General features: G+C 75.9%; 2 protein-coding genes. Both read right to left on the minus strand.

The window, feature by feature from the left end; all coding sequences use genetic code 11:
- Positions 1 to 58 precede the first annotated feature (58 nt).
- Positions 59 to 7,285: an amino acid adenylation domain-containing protein gene (locus ACFWAR_RS31590; RefSeq protein ID WP_385784546.1), complete on the minus strand. Its 7,227-nt coding sequence runs from the start codon at positions 7,283 to 7,285 to the stop codon at positions 59 to 61.
- The gene (locus ACFWAR_RS31595) at positions 7,282 to 21,621 is read right to left on the minus strand and encodes an amino acid adenylation domain-containing protein (RefSeq protein ID WP_385784548.1); all 14,340 of its coding nucleotides are present in this window, start codon (positions 21,619 to 21,621) and stop codon (positions 7,282 to 7,284) included. Before ACFWAR_RS31595 ends, ACFWAR_RS31590 begins: the two co-directional genes overlap by 4 nt.

Consider the following 21,621-nt stretch of genomic DNA (forward strand, 5'->3'; position numbering starts at 1 on the left):
GTACGGGGCTCCGGGCCCCGGGCACCCGGAACGGTGCCCGGGTGCCCGGGGCGTGCGATCAGCCGGCGGCCGGAGCGCGCCGGGTGCTCCCGCCCGCCCGCGCCGCCGCGTCGGACAACGCCCGGGCCACGAGCGGCCCGGTCACCGCCAGGGCGGCCGGGGACATCAGCTCGTCGTGACCGAGGTCCAGGACGTGCTCCTCCAGGCGCCCGTCCAGGTAGGGCGGCCACACCAGGGCCGGTGCCTGGTCCTCGGGCGTGGTCCGGGCGGCGGTGAAGAACAGCACGTCACCGCGGTAGCGCCGGCTCCGGCTGCGCGACAGCAGACGTACGCAGTGCACGTTCACGGAGACGATCGCGTCGAGGAGGCGTTCGTCGAACCCGGCGAGCAGCCCGCGGCTGTCGCGCACCGCGGCGATCCGCTCCTCCCGGTCCACGGGAGCGCCGTCCCCGCCCGCGTCCAGGCCGGCCACCGACAGCAGGAACCCGGACTCCTCCCGCTCCAGCCGCTCCCGCCAGTCGGGGGCGTCCGCGTAGGACCAGTCCTCGACCTCCGGCGGACAGGCGTCGAGCAGGCCCAGGAAGGCCACCTCCTCGCCGCGCTCCTGGAGCGCGGCGGCCAGGGTGTGGGCGACGGTCCCGCCGAAGGAATAGCCCAGGAAGTGGTACGGGCCCTGCGGTTGCACCGTGCGGATCTGCGCGAGGTACAGCTCGGCGAGCGCGGCCACGTCCACGACGTCCGGCAGCTCCCCGGCCAGGCCGGGCGACTGGAGCCCGTACACCGGCCGGTCCGCGTCCAGGTGGCGCAGCAGCCCCGCGTACTGCCAGGCGAAGCCCGACGCCGGGTGGAAGCAGAACAGCGGCGCCCCCGCGCCCCGTTCGCGCAGCGGCAGCAGCACCCGCAGCGCGTCGTCGCGCGAGTCCCCGGCGATCCGGGCCGCGAGGTCGGCGACGGTCGGCGCGGCCATCACCGCCCCCACCTGGACGCGCACGCCCAGCTCGGCGTGGATCCGGCCGACCAGGCGCATCGCGAGCAGCGAATGCCCGCCCAGCGCGAAGAAATTGTCCTCCACGCCGACCCGTTCCAGGCCCAGCAGCTCGGCGAACAGGCCCGCCAGCAGCTCCTCGCGGGCGTCACCGGGCGCCCGGCCGCCGCCGTCGCCGAAGTCGGGCTCGGGCAGGGCCGCCCGGTCCGTCTTGCCGTTGACCGTCAGCGGCAGCGCGGCCACCTCGACGAAGGCCGCCGGGACCATGTACTCGGGCAGCGCCCGCGCCAGCCGGGCCCGCAGCGCGGCCCGGTCGCCACCGGCGGCCGTACCGGTGGCGGGCACCGTGTAGGCGACCAGGCGCTTGACGCCCGTCGCACCGGTGTGCACGACCACCGCCGCGGCGGCCACCTCGTCCAGCCCGGCCAACACCGACTCGATCTCGCCCAACTCGATGCGGAAGCCACGGATCTTGACCTGGTCGTCGGCGCGCCCCAGGTAGTCCAGACCGCCGTCGGCCCGCCAGCGCACCAGGTCGCCGGTGCGGTACATCAGCGTGCCGGGCGCGCCGAAGGGATCGGCGACGAACCGCTCCGCCGTCAGCGCGGGCCGCCCCAGGTAGCCGCGGGCCAGGCCCGCACCGGCCAGGTACAGCTCGCCCGGCACGCCCTGCGGCACCGGTCGCAGCGCGCCGTCCACCACGTAGGCGCGGGTGTTGTGGATGGGTCGGCCCACGCAGGACCGGGCGCTGTCCGCGACGTCGGCGCCCAGGGCGTTGATGGTGTACTCGGTCGGTCCGTACAGGTTGTAGGCCATGGTGCCCCCGGTGTCCGCCAGCAGCGTCCACAGGGAGTCCGGGACGGCCTCGCCGCCGAGCAGGAACAGCGCGGGCCGGTGCCGTCCGGCGTCCAGCAGCCCGGCGTCCACGAGCTGCTGACCGTAGGACGGGGTGACGTTGACGACGTCGATGCCGACGCGGTCGTAGTGCGCGGTCAGCGCCGCCGGGTCCAGCCGCAGCTCCTCGCCGATGACGTGCACCTCGTGCCCGTCGACCAGCCAGAAGAACTCCTCCCACGACATGTCGAAGGCGAAGGACACGGTGTGCGCCACCCGCATGCGGCGCCCGCCGGCCAGCTTCACGGCCGGGTCGAAGATCCGCTCCCGGTGGTTGGCGAGCATGTTCGTCAGCCCCGAGTACGGCACCACCACGCCCTTGGGGCGCCCGGTGGACCCCGAGGTGTAGATCACGTACGCCGGGTGCCGGCCGTCGCGCCGCCCCGTCAGCTCCCCCTCGGTGAGGGGGGTGGCGGGCAGCGCCGCCAACTCGGCGACGACGGACGGCGCGTCCAGTGCCAGCAGCGGCACCCCGGCCACCTCCGGGACCCGCCCGGCCACCGCGCCCGAGGTCACCAGGCACAGCGGCCCGGCGTCCTCGACCATCGCCGCCAGCCGCTCCACCGGGTGGTCCAGGTCCAGCGGCAGGTACGCGGCCCCCGTCTTGAGCACGGCGAACAGCGCGACGACGAAGTCCGCCGAGCGGGGCAGCCCCAGGGCCACCACCCGCTCCGGCCCGGCGCCGCGGGCCCGCAGCGCCCGCGCCAACCGGTCGGCCCGTGCGTCCAGTTCGGCGTAGCTCAGCTGCTCGTCCTCGAAGACCAGCGCCGTCTCCCCGGGGGTCCGGGCGACCTGCTCGGCGAACAGGTCGGCCACCGACACGTCGGGGAAGCGGTGCCCGGTGTCGTCGCCCAGCTCCAACAGGGCGAGCCGCTCGGGCGCCGACAGCGTGTCCAGGCGGCCCACCGGGGCCGAAGGGTCCTCGACGATCCCGCGCACCAGGTGGGCGAGCCGGTCCGCGAGGGCGCGGGCCGTCGCGGCGTCGTACAGGTCGGGCCGGTAGGCGAGGGTCAGCTCCAGGGCCCGGCCCGGGGTGACCGCGAGGGTCAGCGGGTAGTGGGTTCCGTCGACGCTGTGCGTCCAGCCGATCTGGTGCTCGGCGACGGCCGCCTCGCGGGCGGAGTCGTCGAGCGGCGTGTTGCGGAACACGTACAGGGTGTCGAAGAGCTGCCCGATGCCGGAGGCCCGCTGGATGGGACCCAGCCCCGTGTAGTGGTGGGGCAGCAGCTCCGCGTGCTCGGCCTGCACCCGCACCAGCAGGTCGCGCACGGGCTCCGGGGCGCGCAACGTGACCCGGAAGGGCAGCGTGTTCATGAACATGCCGATCATCCGGTCCACCCCCGGCAGCCCCGCCGGACGCCCCGAGACGGTGGCGCCGAACACCACGTCGTCCCGGCCCGTCATCGAGGCCAACGCCATCGCCCAGGCCGTCGACAACACCGTGTTGAGGGTGATCCCGGCGCCCCGCGCGAAGGCCCGCAGCCGGTCGCTGGACGCCTCGTCCAACGACAGGTCGACGACCTCGGCCGTCACCGGGGGACGGGTCGGGTCCGCCTCCGCCACCAGCGTGCCGCCGTCCAGGCCCGCCAGATGGCTCCGCCAGGCGCGCAGCGCCTCGTCGGAGTCGACCGCGGCCAGCCAGCGCAGGTAGTCCCGGTAGGGAGCCGCGGGCCGCGGACCGGTCCCGGACCCGCGGGCCGCCCCGTACAGCGCGAACAGCTCCTCGAAGAACAGCGACTCCGACCAGCCGTCGGTCAGGACGTGGTGCTGGGTCACGCACAGCACCCACCGGTCCGCGGCCATCCGCACCAGCGCCACCCGCACCAACGGCGGGGCCGCAAGGTCGAACCGGGTCGCCGCGTCCGCCAGCGAGAACTCCCGCAGCGCCGCGTCCTGCCCGGCCCGGTCCAGGTGCGACCAGTCCAGCTCCCGCCACGGCAGCTCCCACGCGGCCGGCACCACCTGCACCGGGTGCGCGAGCCCCTCGTGCCAGAACCCGGCACGCAGGTGCGGGTGGCGGCCCAGCAGCGCCTCGAAGGCCTCCCGCAGGGCGGCCGCGTCCACCTCGTGGAGCAGCTCCACGAAGTTCTGCATCAGGTACACGTCCAGTGCCCGGTCGTCGTACCGGGCGTGGAAGTACAGGCCCTCCTGGAGCGGAGCCAGCGGCAGCACCTCCTCGACGGAGGGGAACTCGGAGTCCAGTACGGCCCGTTCGGCGTCCGTCAGCTCCACCAGCGGGCCCGTGCCCGCCAGGAACCCGGAGCCGGACTCCGGCCCGGTCCCGGCGGCGGCCGCACCGGCGCGGGTCGCCAGCCGGGCCGGGGTCCGCAGCTCGAACACGTCGCGCGGGGAGAGCAGCAGCCCCTCCTTGCGGGCCCGTGCCACCAGCCGGATCGAGACGATGCTGTCGCCGCCGAGCGCGAAGAAGTCGTCGTCCGCGCCCACCCGTTCCACCCCGAGCACCTCGGTGAAGACCGTGCACAGGGCCTCCTCGCGGGCCCCGCGCGGCGGACGCGACGCGGCCCGGCCGGCGATCACCGGCGCCGGAAGCGCCGCCCGGTCCAGCTTTCCGTTCACGGTCACCGGGAGGGCCGCCAACGCCACGACGGCGGAGGGCACCAGGTACTCCGGCAGCCGCTGCGCCAGCAGCTCGCGCGCCCGCTCCGGATCGACGCCGCCGGTCACGTAGCCCACCAACCGCCGTACGCCCGGGACGTCCTCGCGGACCACCACCGCCGCCGACGCCACCCCCTCCAGCGCGGCCAGCGCCGCCTCCGCCTCCGCCGGTTCCACGCGGTGCCCGCGGATCTTGACCTGGTCGTCGGCGCGCCCGAGGAACTCCAACTCCCCGTCCGGACGCAGCCGCACCAGGTCTCCGGTGCGGTACATGCGGCCGCCGCCGTCGGCGAACGGGTCGGCGACGAACCGCGTCGCCGTCGTCGCGGGACGGCGCAGGTAGCCGCGCGCCTCACCGGCCCCCGCCAGGTACAGCTCGCCCGGCGTCCCGCCGGGCACCGGGCGCAGCGCACCGTCCAGCACGTACGCGGCCGTGTTCCCGATCGGACGCCCCACGATCGGCGTCGGCGACGCCGACAGATCGGCCGCCAGCGCGTCCACCGTGTACTCGGTGGGCCCGTACAGGTTTACCGACATCACTCCCGGCGCGTCCCGCACCTGCCGCCACAGGGCGTCCGGGACGCCCTCGCCGCCGAGCAGCAGCAGCCCCGGCCGGTGCGCGTCCCGGTCCAGCAGGCCGCACTCCACCAGCGCCTGCGCGTGCGTGGGGGTCACGTCCAGCGCGTCGATCCGCCGCTCGCGCACGTAGCGCACCGTGAACTCGGCGTCGCGGCGCTCCGACTCGTCCAGGACGTGCAGCTCGTGCCCGAGCACCAGCCAGAACAACTGCTCCCACGAGGTGTCGAAGGAGAACGAGGCCGTGTGCAGCGCGCGCAGCCGGCGCCCGCCGACCGCGGCCGCCGCCGGTCCGAAGACCTCCCGCGCGTGGTGGGCGTACAGCGCCGACAGACCGCCGTGGGTCACCACGACCCCCTTCGGCACACCCGTCGACCCCGACGTGTAGATCACGTAGGCCGGGTGCTCGGGCCGCACCCGGACCGTCGTCGGCCGCGCCCCGGCCGGGCCCGCAGGGTCCGCGCTCTCCGGGGCGTCGAGCAGCACCCGCTCCGGGCCGGAGCCCTCGCCGGAGGGCAGCAGCGCCAGCCCCGCCGTGGTGGTCAGCACGCACGCCGGACGGGCGTGCTCCAGCATCACCGCGAGGCGCTCCGCCGGGTGGTCCAGGTCGAGCGGCAGGTACGCGGCCCCCACCTGCAGCACCGCCAGGAGGGCCGCGACGGCGTCGACCGACCGGGGCACCGCCAGCGCCACCACGTCCTCGGGCCCGACCCCGCGCACCGCGAGCAGCGCCGCCAGCGCGTCCACGCGGGCGTCCAGCTCCCCGAAGGTCAGCCGCTCGGCCCCCGCGACGATCGCGCACGCCCGCGGCGTCGCGGCGGCCCGCTCCGCGAACCGGTCCGCCACCGTCCCGGGCTCCGCCGGGCACTGCGGCCCCCGCAGCCCCGCCCGCACCGCCGCGGGCTCGTCCGCCGCGAGCAGGCGCAGCGCGCCCACCGGCAGCTCCGGGTCCCCGGCCAGCTGCTCCAGCACCGTGGCCAGGCGCCGCGCGAGCAGGGCCGCGGTCCGCGCGTCGAACAGGTCCGGCCGGTACTCCACGGCCAGCTCGGCCCGCTCGTCCAGGTTCACCGCCAGCGTCAGCGGGTAGTGCGTGCCGTCGCGGGCCTCCACCCCGGCCACCCGCACCCCGTCGGACAGCGCCGGTCGGGCCGACGGGTCCACGGGGTAGTTCTCCACGACGACCAGCGTGTCGAAGAGCTCGCCGCCGCCCGCCTGCTTCTGGATCAGCCGCAACCCCAGGTGGTGGTGGGCCAGCAGGGCGTTCTGCTCGTCCCGGAACCGCCGCACGAGCGCGCCCACGCCCTCCCACGGGCGGGCCGCGAGCCGCACGGGCACCGTGGTGATGAACAGCCCCACCATCGACTCGACCCCGGGCAGCTCTTCCGGCCGCCCCGACACCGTCAGACCGAACACCACGTCGTCCCGCCCGGTCAGCGAGCCCAGCAGCAGCCCCCAGCCGACCTGCACCAGGGTGCTCGGCGTGGTGCCCAGCCGACGCGCGGCCGCCGTCAGCCGGGCGGTCGCGTCGGCGGTCAGCTCCAGCCGGTGCACGCCGGGCCGCACCGCCGTGCGCCCCGCGTCCGCCGCGGCGACCAGCGTCGGCCCGTCCAGGGCGCTCAGCGCGCCGCGCCAGGCGCGTTCGGCGGCCGGTGCGTCCTGGTTCTTCAACCAGCGCAAGTAGTCCCGGTACGGGCGCACTTCGGCCGGACCGCCCGGCCCGCCGTCGGCCTCGTACAACGCCAGCAGGTCCCCGACGAGCAGCGGCATCGACCAGCCGTCGACCAGGATGTGGTGCACCGTCACCACCAACAGGTGGTCGTCCGGCCCGCGCCGGGCCAGCAGCAACCGCAGCAGGGGCGGCCGGTGCAGCTCGAACCGGCGGTTCAGCTCGGCGTGTTCCACCCGGCGCACCGCCGAGGCGGACGGGTCGTCGGCCAGGTCCACCCGGTCCAGCGCGAAGGACACCCCGGCCGGTACGAACTGCACCGGCTGCGGCACCCCCTCGTGCCAGAAACCGGACCGCAGGTTGGGGTGGCGCTCCAGCAGGGCGGCGCCCGCACGCTCCAGCCGCTCCGCGTCCACCGGACCCGTCAGCGAGACGGACACCTGCACCGTGTACACGTCCGGGGCGGCCCCGTCGTACAGCGAGTGGAACAGCATGCCCTGCTGCAAGGGGGACAGCGGGAGCACGTCCGCTATTCGAGCCTGGGTCACTGCTGGGCCCTCCACATGTCTTCGAGCATCGTGATCTGGTCCTGGTCGAGGTCGACCAGGTCGAGGTCCGAGGGGGTGTGCCCCCCGGTGGTGCCGTGCGCCGCCCAAGCGGCCAGCGCGTCGACGGCGGACAGGAAGCCGTCCGCCAGTTCCTCCACGGCGTCCCGGGCCACGGCGTCGCCGGCCCACGTGAACGTCGCGGTCAGCTCCGGCCCGTCGGGGCCGTCACCGATCCCGGTGGTGATCTCCACCGGGTGCGAGAGCGGGAGCAGCGGATCCGGCCGGGCCGCGAGGGCGTCGCCCTCGGCCGCGGGGCCCCAGTCGGAGCCCGCCGTACCGGTCTGCCGGCCGAGGTAGTTCCACAGCACTTCGGGCGTCGGCGCGTCTTCCCGGTCGAACAACCGGGCCGTCGCCGGGTTCGCGTACCGCAGCAGGCCCGCACCGATCCCGCCGTCCGGGACCTGCCGCAGCAGCTCCTTGACCTCCTTCAGCGCTGCGCCCGGGTCGTCCCGCCCGGCGAGCACGCCCGCCGGGTCGTACGAGCGGGCCGTCACCCGCAGCGGGTGGATGGCCGTGAGCCAACCCACCGTGCGGGTCAGGTCCGCGCCCGCGAGCAGTTCCTGCTCCCGGCCGTGGCCCTCCAGGTCCACCGTGAAGCCGTCACCGCCGGGCAGCCCGCGCCGGGCCGCCAGATCTCCGACGGCCAGCGCCAGCGCGGTCAACAGGGCGTCTCCGACGGTGCCGTGGAAGGCCGCCGGCACCTCGCGCAGCAGCGGGGCGGTGCGCCCGGCCGAGGCCGTCACGGTGAGCGATCCGGCCGTCGAGACCGTGTCGCTGCGCGGGTCCAGCGCGCGGTGCGCCAGCAGCGGTCGGGCCGCTCGGGACGCGGCCAGCCAGTGCTCCAACTCGGCCGTACGCCTCGGATGTTGGGCCTCGGCCAGCAGATGCGTCGTCCAGGTCCGCAGCGAGGTCGCCACCGGCTCCAGGGTCGGGGCCCGGCCCGCCTCCACCGACTCGTACGCGGCCCGCAGGTCCGGCAGCAGGATCTGCCAGGACACCTCGTCCACGACCAAGTGGTGTGCGGCCAGCAGCAGTCGGCCCGTGGCGAGCGGACCGCGATCGAAGTGGATCGCCCGCAGCACCGCCCCGGACTCGGGATCGAGCATCCCCGACACCCGGCCCGACTCCGCCGCCAGCAGCTCCCGCAGCTCCGGTTCGTCGAGCCCGGCCGCGTCGACCGTCTCCAGCACCGTCGCGGCGCCCACCGCGCCGACCGGCCGGACCTCGGCGCTCCACACCCCGGGCCGGGACACCGTCAACGTCTGGCGCAGTCCGTCGTGGTGGTCCAGCACCGCCTGGAGCGCGGCCCGCAGCACCTCGCGGTCGGCGCCGACCGGCAGCCGTACCAGCCGGGCCTGCGCGAACGAGGCGAACGGTCCACCGCGCCGTGCCAGCCACTGGGCCACCGGCGGCAGCGGCAGCGGGCCCGGCCCGCCGTCCGCGCCCCGCGCGGCCCGCTCCGGAGCCGTGTCCCGCCGGGCGGCGACCGAGGCCAGCGCGGCCGGGGTGGGCTGCTGGAACACCTGCCGGGCCGAGATGGTCAGCCCTGCCTTGCGGGCCAGGCCCACCAGGCGGATGGAGACGATGCTGTCGCCGCCCAACTCGAAGAAGTCGTCGTCCGGGCCGACCGCGGGCAGCCCCAACACCTCGGCGATCAGCGCCCGCAGCACGTCCACGGGCGCACCCGCCGGGCTCGCGGCCGCCGCGTCCAGGACCGCGGTCGCCGCACGGACCGCCGCCGGCGGCGCCGGGGGCGCGGGCAGGGCGGCCCGGTCGAGCTTCCCGTTGGCCGACAGCGGCAGCTCCTCCAGCGTCACGAACACCGCCGGGACCATGTACTCGGGCAGCCGCGCGGCCGCCAGGGCCCGCAGCTCCGCGACGTCCACGGCGCGGCCCTCGACGGGCACCACGTAGGCGACCAGACGACGGATCCCCGGGGTGTCTTCGCGGAGTTGGACGGTGGTGTGGGTGAGGTGGGGGTGGGTGGTGAGGGTGGTTTCGATTTCGGTGGGTTCGATGCGCAGTCCGCGGAGTTTGATCTGGTGGTCGGTGCGTCCGAGGTAGTGGAGGGTGCCGTCGGGTGTGTGGCGGACGAGGTCTCCGGTGCGGTACATGCGGGTGCCGGTGGGTCCGTGGGGGTCGGCGGTGAAGCGTTCGGCGGTGAGGTGGGGTCGGGTGTGGTAGCCGCGGGCGAGTTGGGTGCCGGCGAGGTAGAGCTCGCCGGGGGTGCCCGGGGGTACGGGGTTGAGGTGCTGGTCCAGGACGTAGGTGCGGGTGTTCCACACCGGCGTCCCGATCGGCACGGTGCCCGGGCCACCGGCCGCGTCCGCGGTGTGGGCCGTCACGTCGACGGCCGCCTCGGTGGGCCCGTAGAGGTTGGCGAGCACCGCGCCCCGCGCGTTGTGCGCGTGGAAGCGCTCGGTGTGGTCGGCGGTGAGGGCCTCGCCGCTGCAGACGACGAGGCGCAGCGCGGAGGCGCTCTCGATGGGGTGGTCGGTGAGGTAGGCGGCGAGCATGGAAGGTACGAAGTGGCAGACGGTGACGGCCTGTTCGCGCATGAGCGCGTTGAGGTAGTCGGGTTCCTTGTGGCCGTCGGGTCGGGCGATGACGAGCGGGACGCCTTGGGCGAGGGGCCAGAAGAGTTCCCAGACGGAGACGTCGAAGCCGGTGGGGGTCTTGTGCAGGACCCGGTCGCCCGGGGTGAGGGCGTAGGTGTGCTGCATCCACTGGAGGCGGTTGATGATCGCCTCGTGTTCGACGAGTACGCCCTTGGGTCGCCCGGTGGAGCCGCTGGTGAAGATGAGGTAGGCGGGGTGGCGGGGCAGCAGCGGCGCGGTCCGCTCCGCGTCCACCACCGGATCCCCGCGGAGCCCGTCGAGCTCCCGGGCCACCGCGGCCGAGTCCAGGACCACCGCGGGGACGTCCGGCCCCGTCGGCAGCAGCTGCCAGCCGACCGCGTCCGTCAGCGTGAGCACCGGGGCTCCCGTGTCCAGCATGTACGCGAGTCGGTCGGCGGGGAGGGTGAGGTCGAGGGGGAGATAGGCGGCTCCGGCCCGGATGACGGCGTGCAGGGCGATGAGGAGCCGGGGGGACCGGGGCAGTGCGACGGCGACCGTGGTCTCGGGGCCGACCCCTCGGAGGATCAGGAGGCGGGCGAGTCGGTTGACGGCCGCTTCGAAGTCGGGGCGGGAAGTGTCGGTGCCTTCGAAGACGAGGGCGGGGCCGTGGGCGTCGTGGGCTCCGGCCTCGACCAGGTCGGCGAGGGTCGCGGGGCCGTCGAGGGCGACGGCGGTGTCGTTGAAGCCGCGCAGCACCCGCTCGCGCTCGGCCTCGTCCAGGACGGGGAGCGCCGACAGCCGCACCGACGGGTCCGCGGCCACCGCGCCCAGCAGCCGCACCAGCCGCCCGGCCAGCGTCACCACCGTCGACGCGTCGAAGAGGTCCGCCGCGTAGCGGATTCCGCCCTCGAAGCCGGAGCCGGGCCGGAGCGTGCCGAAGGCCAGCTCCAGGTCCACCTTGGCACCGCCGGTCTCGACCGGGAACTCCTGCGCGGGCACGCCGAGGAGCTCCGCCGCGGGCTCCTGCGGCGCCGAGTGGTAGGTCACCATCGTCTGGAACAGGGGGTTCCGTGCACGCGAACGCTCCGGGCCCACCGCCTCGACCACGGCCTCCAGCGGAAGATCGGCGTGGGCGAAGGCGGCCAGGGCCACGTCCCGGACCCGGGCGACGAGATCGCCGAAGCCGGGGTCGCCGGACAGGTCCGTGCGCAGGACCAGCGTGTTCAGGAAGAACCCGACCAGCCCGTCGAGCTCCGCCCCGGACCGCCCCGACACCGGGCTGCCGAGCGGGACGTCCTCGCCCGCGCCCAGCCGGTGCAACAGGGCGGCCACCGCGGCGTGCAGCACCATGAAGGGGGTGGCGCCGGTCGCCCGGGCCAGCCGCAGCAGTCCGTCCACCGTCTCGGCCGGCACCTCGAACGCGACCACGTCACCCCGGTACGTCGGCACGGCGGGCCGGGGCCGGTCGGTCGGCAGGGCCACCTCGGCCGGCAGCCCCGCCAGGGCCCCCCGCCAGTACGCGGCCTGCGCCGCCGCCACCGACGCCGGATCGGTGACGTCGCCCAGCAGTTCGCGCTGCCACAGCGCGTAGTCCGCGTACTGCACGGGCAGCGGCTCGAACCGGGGGGCCCGGCCCGCCGAGCGGGCCGCGTAGGCCTGCGCCAGATCGGCCAGCAGCGGGCCCGCCGACGCCTCGTCGGTGGCGATGTGGTGCAGCAGCACCAACAGCACGGCGTCGTCCGCAGCGGTGCGCAGCAGGGTGACCCGCAGCGGGACCTCCCGCTGGAGGTCGAAGACGTGCCCACCGGCCGCGACGGCCGCCGCGGCCACCCGGTCGGCGGTGACCTCGCGCACCTCCACCGGCACCACGGGCGTCCCGGCCGGCAGCACGCGCTGGTACGGCTCGCCCTCGTGCTCGGCGATCACCGTGCGCAGCACCTCGTGCCGGTCCGCGAGGTCGGCGACCGCCGCCCGCAGCACCACGGGGTCCACCGAGCCGCGCAACCGCACCGCCAGCGGCACGTTGTAGACCGTGCCGGGGCCGCGGACCGCGTCCAGCAGCCACAGCCGGTGCTGCGCGTGGGACAGCGGCGGCCGCGGTGCGCGCCGTGCGGGGGCCGTGCCCAGCTCCGGGCGCGGCACCCCGCCACCGGCCCCGGCGCCGTGCCCGGCGAGGTGGGCGGCGAGCCGGGCCGGGCTGCGCAGCGCGAAGACGTCGCGCACGGCGCAGTCGCCGCCCAGGGCCCGTGCCAGCCGGGCGGCCAGCCGGGCCGCCAGCAGCGAGTGTCCGCCGAGTGCGAAGAAGTCGTCGTCGGGGCCCACCGCCTGCCGCCCCAGGACGTCGGCGAAGACGCCCGCGGCGATCTCCTCGCGGGCATCGCGCGGAGCCCGCGCGGCGGTGGCCGCGGGCACCGACGGCGCGGGCAGGGCGGCCCGGTCGAGCTTTCCGTTGGGCGACAGGGGCAGCTCGGCCAAAGGCACGAAGAAGCTCGGGACCATGTACTCGGGCAACCGGTCCGCGGCCCAGGCCCGCAGCTCCGCCGGTTCCGGCGCCGTCCCGCCTGCGGTCGGCACCACGTACGCCACCAGGTGCTGCACACCCGGGGTGTCTTCGCGGAGTTGGACGGTGGTGTGGGTGAGGTGGGGGTGGGTGGTGAGGGTGGTTTCGATTTCGGTGGGTTCGATGCGCAGTCCGCGGAGTTTGATCTGGTGGTCGGTGCGTCCGAGGTAGTGGAGGGTGCCGTCGGGTGTGTGGCGGACGAGGTCTCCGGTGCGGTACATGCGGGTGCCGGTGGGTCCGTGGGGGTCGGCGGTGAAGCGTTCGGCGGTGAGGTGGGGTCGGGTGTGGTAGCCGCGGGCGAGTTGGGTGCCGGCGAGGTAGAGCTCGCCGGGGGTGCCCGGGGGTACGGGGTTGAGGTGCTGGTCGAGGACGTAGGTGCGGGTGTTCCACACCGGCGTCCCGATCGGGGCCGTGGGATGTGGCGCCCCGGGGCCGGTGGTCATGGCGGTGACGTCGACGGCCGCCTCGGTGGGCCCGTAGAGGTTGGCGAGCTCGCAGTGGCGCGCGTTGTGCGCGTGGAAACGGTCCACGAGGTCGGTGGTGAGGGCTTCGCCGCTGCAGACGACGAGGCGCAGGGCGGGGGTGTCCTCGGCGTGGTGGTCGGTGAGGTAGGCGGCGAGCATGGAGGGCACGAAGTGGCAGACGGTGACGGCCTGTTCGTTGATCAGGTCGGCCAGGTAGTCGGGTTCCTTGTGGCCGTCGGGTCGGGCGATGACGAGCGGGACGCCTTGGGCGAGGGGCCAGAAGAGTTCCCAGACGGAGACGTCGAAGCCGGTGGGGGTCTTGTGCAGGACCCGGTCGCCCGGGGTGAGGGCGTAGGTGTGTTGCATCCACTGGAGGCGGTTGATGATCGCCTCGTGTTCGACGAGTACGCCCTTGGGTCGGCCGGTGGAGCCGCTGGTGAAGATGAGGTAGGCGGGGTGGCGGGGCAGCAGCGGCGCGGTCCGCTCCGCGTCCACCACCGGCCCGGTCGCCAGCTCGGCCAGCTCGGCCGTGGTCCGCGCGTCGTCCAGCAGCAGGACGGTCGCCGCCCCGGCCGCGGGGACGGACGCCGCGGACGCCCCGTCGGTCAGCACGCACACCGCCCCGGCGGTCCGCGTCATGTACGCGAGTCGGTCGGCGGGGAGGGTGAGGTCGAGGGGGAGGTAGGCGGCTCCGGCGCGGATGACGGCGTGCAGGGCGATGAGGAGCCGGGGGGACCGGGGGAGGGCGACGGCGACCGTGGTCTCGGGGCCGACGCCCCGGCTGATGAGGAGGCGGGCGAGTCGGTTGACGGCCGCCTCGAAGGCGGGGCGGGAGGTTTCGGCGCCTTCGAAGACGAGGGCGGGGCCGTGGGTGTCCTGGGCTCCGGACTCGACCAGGTCGGCGAGGGTGGTGGGGCCGTCGAGGGCGACGGCCGTGTCGTTGAAGCCGCGCAGCACCCGCTCGCGCTCGGCCTCGTGCATCAGCGGGATCGCCGACAGACGCACCGACGGGTCGGCGGCGGCCGCGTCGAGGAGCTGGACCAGCCGTCCCGCGAGCGCCATGACCGTGGACTCGTCGAAGAGGTCCACCGCGTAGCGGATCCCGCAGGTCATGCCGACCGGCCTGCGCCGGAAGAGCACCTCCAGGTCGAACTTGGCGGCGCCCGCGCCGACCTGCCGTTCGACGGCGGTGACCGCCGGGCCGAACAGGTCGGTCGACGGCGCGCTCCCGCCCTCGTAGGCCACCATCGTCTGGAAGACCGGGTGCCGCGACAGCGAGCGCTCCGGGGCCACCGCCTCGACCACCGCGTCGAAGGGCAGGTCGCCGTGGTCCAACGCCCCGGTCACCGCCCGCGAGGTCCGCGCCAGCAGCTCCGTGAACGCCGGGTCCCCGGACAGGTCGGCCCGCAGCACCAGGGTGTTCACGAAGAACCCGACCAGCGGCTCCAGCACCTGCGCCGAACGCCCCGACGCCGGGAAGCCCAGCGGTACGTCCTCGCCCGCGCCCAGCCGGTGCAGCAGCGCGGCCACCGCGGCGGACACGACGGCGAACGGGGTCGTTCCCGCCCCGGCCGCCAACGCCTCCAGCCCCGCCACGAGGTGCTCGGGCAGACCCACCGTCACCGTCCGTCCGGCGTGCGAGGGCACGGCCGGACGGGCCCGGTCCACGGGCAGCGCCGGTTCGGTCGGGATCCCGGCGAGCGTCCGGCGCCAGTGCTCCGTCTGGAGCGCGGCCACCGACGCCGGGTCGGCGCCGTCCCCGAGCAGTTCGCGCTGCCACAGCGCGTAGTCCGCGTACTGCACGGGCAGCGGTGCGAACCGGGGCGCCCGGCCCGCCGAGCGGGCCGCGTAGGCCTGCGCCAGATCGGCGAGGAAGGGTCCCGTCGACCACTCGTCCGACGCGATGTGGTGGAACAGCACCAGCAGCACGTGCCGCGACGCCGACTGCGACATCAGGGTGACGCGGACCGGGAGTTCCCGCTCCAGGTCGAAGACGTACCCGACCGCCGCGTCGAGGGCCTCCCCGGCGAGGTCCGGCTCCACCGGCTCCACCGAGAACGGCACCCGCACCGCCTCCGGCTCCAGCACCCGCTGGTACGGACCCTGCGCGTCCTCGCCGAACACGGTGCGCAGCGCCTCGTGCCGGGCCACCACGTCGGCGACCGCCGCCCGCAGGGCCGCTGCGTCCACGGGCCCGTCCAGATCCAGGGCGAGCGGCACGTTGTAGGTGGCCGAGGGGCCCTCCAGCCGGTCCAGGAACCACAGCCGGGCCTGCGCGAGCGCCATCGGCAGCCGCTCCGGCCGGTCGGCGGCCACCGGTTCCGGGCGGTCCGGTCCGGACCGCCCGGCCAGTCGCCGGGCCAGCCCGGCGACCGTGCGCGACTCGAAGACGTCCCGCACCGAACAGGCCGTACCGCTCGACCGCAGGCGTGCCACGAGCCGGGTCGCCAGCAGCGAGTGCCCACCGAGCCGGAAGAAGTCGTCCTCGGCGCCGACCGCGGCCAGCCCCAGCAGCTCCGCGAACACCGAGGCCACCCGCTCCTCGGCCGCGCCGCGCGGGGCCCGTGAGTCACCCGCCGCCCGGAGCAGGGGCGCCGGCAGCGCGGCCCGGTCCAGCTTCCCGTTGACGTTGACCGGCAGTTCCGCCAGCACCACCACGGCCGCGGGCACCAGGTGCTCGGGCAACCGCTCCGCCAACCGGCGGCGCAGCTCCTCCGGTCCGGCCGACGCGCAGACCGCGTAGCCGACCAGTTCGGGCGTGCCCGGGGACCCCGGCAGGTCCTCGCGGACCAGCACCGCCGCCGCTGACACGCCGTCCAGGGCGGCGAGCGCGGCCTCCACCTCGCCGGGCTCCACCCGGAACCCGCGGACCTTGACCTGGTCGTCGGTCCGGCCGAGGAACTCCAGCAGGCCGTCCGACCGCCACCGCGCCAGGTCGCCCGTCCGGTACATCCGGGTGCCGGGAGCGCCCAACGGGTCGGCGACGAACCGCTGCGAGGTCAGCGCGGACCGGCCCAGGTAGCCGCGCGCGTTCTGCTCGCCGGCCAGGTACAGCTCACCGGGAACGCCCGGCGGCACCGGTCGCAGCCCGCCGTCCAGGACGTACGCCCGCGCGTTGTCCAGCGGACGGCCCACCACCGGGGAGGGGCAGTCGCCGACGCGGGCGACCAGCGCGTCCACCGTGAACTCCGTCGGCCCGTAGTAGTTGACGCTCTCCACGCCCGGCACCCGGCGCAGCTCCGCCCACAGGCCCGGGGGCACCGCCTCCCCGCCCAGCAGGAAGAGCGGCGGCCGCCGGTCGCCGGACAGCAGCCCGGCGTCCACCAGCTGGCGCCCGTACGAGGGAGTGACGTCCAGGGCGTCGATCCGGTGCTCGCGGACGTACGCGACGACCGCCTCGGCGTCCCGGCGGCCGAACTCGTCGAGCACGTGCAGCTCGTGCCCGGCGATCAGCCACAGCAGCTGTTCCCAGGAGGAGTCGAAGGAGAACGACGCCGTGTGCAGGGCCCGCACCCGGCGCCCGAGCCGCTCCGCGACCGGCCCGTACAGCTCCCGTTCGTGGTCGCGGAAGAGCCGGGTCAGCCCGGCGTGCCGCAGGACCACGCCCTTGGGGACACCGGTGGAGCCGGAGGTGTAGATGACGTACGCCGCGTGCTCGGGATGCACCGGCACCTGCGCCGACGGCCGCGCCGCGGCCAGCCGCGCGACGGTCCGCGCGTCGTCCAGCACCAGTGCCGGTACGCCCGGCAGGCGCCCGGCGGCGGCCCGGGTGGTCACCGCGCACACCGGCGCGGAGTCCTCCAGCATGAAGGCGATCCGCTCGGCGGGGTGGTCCAGGTCGAGGGGAAGGTACGCCGCGCCCGCCTTCAGTACGGCGAGCAGCGCGACCACGGAGTCCGCGCAGCGGGGCACGGCCAGCGCCACCACCGTGTCGGGTCCCGCGCCCGCCTCCGCGAGCAGCGCGGCCAACCGGCCCGCGCGCTCGTCGAGTTCGGCGAAGGACAGCCGCTCGTCGCCCGCCACCACGGCGGTCGCTCCCGGCGCGGCCCCGACCGAAGCGGCGAACACGGCCGTCACCGGCCGCGGGTCCACCGGCCGGTCCGTGGCGTTCCAGCGCTCCAGCGCGGCCCGCTCCTCCTCGTCCAGCAGCTCCCAGGCGGAGACCGGACGCGAGGGGTCCGCGACGGCCTGGGCGAGGACGCGCAGCAGCCGGTCGGTGAAGGCCTCGGCGGTCCGCGCGTCGAACAGCGCCGTCGCGTAGAACACCTCCAGCTCCAGCCCGGTGCCGTGCGCCGGGTCGGAGAAGGTGATGTCCAGGTCGAACTTGGCGGCGCCGGGGTCGATCCGGTCCACCCGGGCGGGCAGCCCGAACAGGGTCCGCAGGTCCTGGGTGACCGTGCTGTGCGACACCATCGTCTGGAACAGCGGGTGGCGCACCGGCGAGCGCTCCGGGGCCACGGCCTCCACCACCGCGTCGAAGGGCAGGTCGGCGTGGTCCAGCGCGGTCAGGTCGGCGGCCCGCACCCGCTCCAGCAGCTCCGTGAACGCCGGATCGCCGGACAGATCGGTGCGCAGCGCGAGGGTGTTGACGAAGAAGCCGACCAGCGGGTCCAGCGCGGCGTCGGAGCGACCGGCGACGGGGGTCCCCAGGACCAGGTCGCTCCCGGCGCCGAGCCGGTGGAGCAGCGCGGCCACCGCCGCGTGCACCACCATGAACACGCTCGTCCCGGTCTCCCGGGCCAGTGCGCGCACCGCCCCGGCCAGGGCGTCGGGGACCGGCCGGTACACCAGGGCCCCGGCGGCGGCCTCCGCGGCGGTGGCCGGGCGGCCCCGGTCCGCGGGCAGCGCCTGCTCCGGCGGGGCGCCGGCCAGCACCCGGCGCCAGTGGGCGGCCTGCGCCCCGGCGGCCGACGAGGGGTCGCCGGGGTCGCCGAGGAACGCCCGCTGCCACAGCGCGTAGTCCGCGTACTGGAGCGGCAGCGCGGCGAACTCCGGCGCCCGGCCCGCGGAACGGGCCGCGTACGCCCGCGTCAGGTCGCCGAGGAACGGCCCCATCGACCACTCGTCGGAGGCGATGTGGTGCAGCAGCACGACCAGCGCGTCCCCGCCCGCCGCGGACCGGACCAGGGTCACCCGCACCGGGGCGGCCGTCGTCAGGTCGAAGGCGTGCCCGAGCGCGTCCGTGACGGCGGCCGAGGCGCCCGCCGCGTCCGCGACGTCCACCGTCCGCAGCCGGACCCCGGCCGCCGCGGCCGGGAGCACCCGCTGGGCGGGCACCCCGTCGTGCTCCTCGAACACGGTGCGCAGGGCCTCGTGCCGGGTCACCGTGTCGACGAGGGCCGCGTCCAGGGCCGCGGCGTCGAGGCGGTCCTCGAAGCGCGCGCAGAAGGGGATGTTGTAGGTGGTGGACGGCCCCTCCAGCTGGTGCAGGAACCACAGCCGCTGCTGCGCGTACGACAGCGGCAGCACGGCCGGCCGCTCCACCGCGGCGGGACCCGCGACCGGGGCACCGCCGACGGAGCCCGGGCCGGAGCCCAGCCGGTCGGCCAGGGCCCGGGCGGTCCGGGCCTCGAAGACGTCGCGGATCGCGCAGTCCGTGCCCAGGGCGGCCCGCAGCCGCGCGGCCGCCCTGGAGGCGGGCAGCGAGTGGCCGCCGAAGGCGAAGAAGTCGTCCTCGGGGGAGAGGTCCGGGGCGCCGAGCACCTCGGCCAGGATCCCGGTGACGATCTCCTCGCGGGCACCGCGCGGAGCGCTCGCGCCACCGCCCGGACCGCCCGCGGCGGGGCCCGCGGTGGGAGCGGGCAGTGCCTTGCGGTCCACCTTGCCGTTCGCGGTCAGCGGGAAGGCGTCCAGGACGACCACCGCCGCCGGGACCATGTACACGGGCAGCGCCGCCGCGACGGCCCGCCTCAGTTCGGCCGGGTCGGGCGCGCCGTCGCCGGAGCGGGTCACGTAGCCGACGAGCGTCTGGCGGCCCGGCTCGTCCTCCCGGACCAGGACGACGGCCCGGCCGGTGCCGGCGGCCGCGGCGAGCGCCGCCTCCACCTCGCCCGGCTCGATCCGGTGCCCGCGCAGCTTCACCTGGTCGTCGCAGCGCCCGACGAATTCAAGGCGGCCCGCCGCGTCCCGGCGCACGAGGTCGCCCGTACGGTACATCCGGGTCCCCGCCGGTCCGAAGGGGTCGGCGGTGAACCGCTGCGAGGTGAGCGCGGGGCGTCCCAGATAGCCGCGGGCCAGCTGCCCGCCCGACAGGTACAGCTCACCGGTCCGGCCGGGCGGCACCGGACGCAGCGCCGCGTCCAGCACCTGCGCCCGGGTGTTCCAGAAGGGGAGCCCGATGCCGGGGACGCCGCGGTGATCGGCGTCCAGCTCGGCGGAGGTGGCCCACACGGTGGCCTCGGTGGGCCCGTAGACGTTGGTGACGGCGCGGGCGGTGCGCGCCAGCCGCTCGGCGAGCGCCGCGGGCAGCGCCTCGCCGCCGACCAGCACCCGGGTGTCGGCCAGGGCGGCGGGGCGGCCGTCCTCCAGGAGGGCGTGCCACAGCGAGGGCGTGGCCTGCATGACGGCGGGCCGGTGGGCGTCCACGAGAGCGGCCAGCGCGGCCGGTTCGCGGACGGTGTCCCGGTCGGCGAGGACGATCGTGGCCCCGGTCAGGAGCGGGGTGTGGATCTCCAGCACGTGGATGTCGAAGGAGACCGTGGTCACCGCGACGAGCCGGTCGGCGGGTCGCAGCCCGAGCACCTCGCGCTGCATGCCCAGGAAATGGGCGAGCGCCGCGTGCGGCACGACCACGCCCTTGGGGCGGCCGGTCGAGCCCGAGGTGTGGATGACGTAGGCGGGGTGCGAGCCGGTCAGCGCGGCGGTGCGGTCGGCGTCGGTGACCGTGGTCGCCGCCAGCGCGGCCAGTTCCGCCAGGGTGTCGGGGGCGTCCAGTACGAGGGGACCCGGGCCGGTGCCGTCCGGTGCCCCGGGCGCCCGGTCGGCGCCTTCCAGGGTGGTCAGGACGCACACCGGGCGGGCGTCCTCGACCATGAACCGCAGCCGCTCCGGCGGGTATTCGAGGTCCAGCGGCAGGTAGCCGCCGCCCGCCTTGAGCACGGCGAGGAGCGCCACCACGAAGTCGGCGGTGCGCGGCAGCGCGAGCCCGACGAAGGTCTCGGGGCCGACGCCGCGGGAGATCAGCAGCCGGGCCAACCGGTCGGCGCGCGCGTGCAGTTCCGCGTGGCTGAGGACGGTGTCCCCGGCGATGACGGCCGGGACGTCAGGGTGTCGGCGGGCGGCCTCCTCGAAGGCGGCCACGACCGGCTCGGTGGGCACCGGGCGTCCGGTGTCGTTGCCCGCGCCGGTCACGGTCGCGAGCGCGGTCGGGTCGAGCAGGTCGGGGCGGCCCACCGGGACGTCCGCGCCCGCCCGCGAGCATGCGGTCAGGTACCCGGCGAACTCGGCGGCGAGCGCGTCGACGCCCGCCCGGTCGTAGGCGCGGGGATGGGCGTCCAGCTCCAGCCGGAGGACGCCGCGCGCCTCGTCGTGGGTGACGCCGAGGGTCAGGTCGTCGACCGGCCCGGCGGTCACGTTGTGCACGGTGGCGGGCGCCCCGGCGAAGTCCGTCCCGTGGTCGAAGGCCTTGATGTTGAGCATCGGGCCGAAGGCGCCCGCACCCTCGGGGCGGCCGGGCCCCAGCTCGCGCCGGACCTCCTCGCCGCGGTGGTACTGGTGGCGGCGCAGCTCGCGCACCCCGGCGGCCACGTCGCTCACCAGCCGCCCGTACGGCAGGTCGGGCCGTACGGCCACGCGCAGCGGCAGCACGTTGACGACCATGGCGGGCACGCGCAGCGCCGCCGAGCCGAGTCGGGCCATCGCGGGCAGTGCCAGGACGACGTCACGGGAGCCGCCCGCCCGGTGCAGCCAGGCGGCGAAGCCGGCGGTCACCGCGTCGGCCCAGGTGCCGCGCGCCGAGCGGGCGACGGCCTGGAGCGCGGCGGTGGCGCCCGGTTCCAGCTCGACCGTCGCGCGCAGGAATCCGGCGGCGGCCGGGTGGCTCGCGCCGGAGAGCGGGGCCGGGTCGGGCAGGTCGGCCAGCCGTTCCCGCCAGTACGCCCGGTCGGCGGCGTGCCGCTCCGAGGCGCGGTAGGCGGCCTCCTCCTCCAGTACGGACGCCAGGGCGGGGAAGGGTGCGGACCCGGCCTCGCGGCCCTCGACCAGAGCGGTGTACACCTCGGCCGTGCGCCGGGTGACGAGCGAGAACCCGTAGGCGTCCAGGGCGAGGTGGTGGACGCGCTGGTACCAGAGCGTCCGGTCGGGGGCGACCCGGTGCAGGCTGAAGCAGTACAGCAGGTCGCGGGTCGGGTCGATCGCGGTGGCCATGTCCCGGTGCATCAGGGACAGCGCGGTGCCGTACGGGTCGTCCTGCCCGACGTGGTCGAGGACGGGCACGACGGGGCCGCCGGCCGGTCCGGGCCAGGTCTCCTGGTACGGCTCGCCGTCGGCGTCCTCGCCGAAGCGGGCGGTCAGCGCCTCGCACTCGGCGACGGTCCGCCGCAGGGCGCTGGTGAACAGGCCCGGGTCCAGGGGGCCTTCGATCTCGACGTACTGGCCGACGTTGTAGACCGGGGACTGCGGGTCGAGCCGCTGGCCGTACCAGACGCCGGTCTGGGCCCCGGTGAGGGGCAGGCGCCGGGGGATGCGGTCGCTCAT

The organism is Streptomyces sp. NPDC059917, from assembly GCF_042730635.1.
Taxonomy (GTDB): Bacteria; Actinomycetota; Actinomycetes; order Streptomycetales; family Streptomycetaceae; genus Streptomyces.